Raw genomic sequence first — 714 nt, 5'->3', positions numbered from 1 at the left:
ACTACTTGCCTACAGCGCTTTGAATTGCCGCTGAATGGTCAAACTTTTAATGCAATTGGTATAATTCAATTTTTTGAATTAAGGCTTAACCGCTCTTACAATTGGATTTTGCAGACTGATAAGGGTTTCGGTAGATTGGATCTCATCAATTGACTGAATGCGGTTAATCAGTACATGTTGCAGACCATCAATTGATTGGCACATTACTTTGACAAATACGCTGTAATTACCAGTGGTGTAGTAAGCTTCTACAACCTCTTCAAGCGCATTGAGTTTAGACAGTGCAGCAGGGTAATCACCTGCACTTTTTAGGTTAATGCCGATAAAACAGCACACATCATAGCCAAGTGCTTTTGGGTTTACGGTTATTTGAGCACCAGTGATAATCCCCGCTTGCTTCATTTTCTCGACACGGACGTGAATAGTTCCTGCGCTAACACCAAAACGTTTCGCCAGTTCAGCGAAAGGTGTACGTGCTTCCTCCATGAGTGCTGAAAGAATTTGATTATCGAGTGAATCTCGTTGAAATGAAGTTTCCATAATAAATACGCAGATTAGCTAAGGGAGTGCTTGGTAATCTACGTATTTTTGTACTGATAATCTAGGGGCTGTTGATCATTCGAGCTTAGTTTTTGTTCGAACTCAATGCTTCTAGTGCAAAGATTGAGCGATAAAGCTTGGCTGGCTAAGTGAAAAGCTCAAAACACATTCTAG

Annotated in this window: 1 protein-coding gene; it reads right to left on the bottom strand. The window is 40.5% G+C overall.

Annotated features, from left to right (window positions below; all coding sequences use genetic code 11):
* Positions 1-78: 78 nt before the first annotated feature.
* Positions 79-540 carry a transcriptional regulator AsnC gene (gene asnC, locus AB4238_RS22170; RefSeq protein ID WP_248972860.1) on the bottom strand — a complete coding sequence of 154 codons (462 nt, stop codon included), beginning with the start codon at positions 538-540 and terminating at the stop codon, positions 79-81.
* Positions 541-714: the final 174 nt, after the last annotated feature.

The organism is Shewanella sp. 10N.286.45.A1, assembly GCF_041470405.1.
Taxonomy (GTDB): Bacteria; Pseudomonadota; Gammaproteobacteria; order Enterobacterales; family Shewanellaceae; genus Shewanella.
The sequence above is the reverse complement of the archived record's forward strand: the minus strand, read 5'-3'. Positions and strand labels throughout refer to the sequence as shown.

Coding starts and splice junctions, on each gene's coding strand:
- asnC (WP_248972860.1), bottom strand. CDS start 540: ATGGAAACTTCATTTCAACGAGATTCACTCGATAATCAAATTCTTTCA.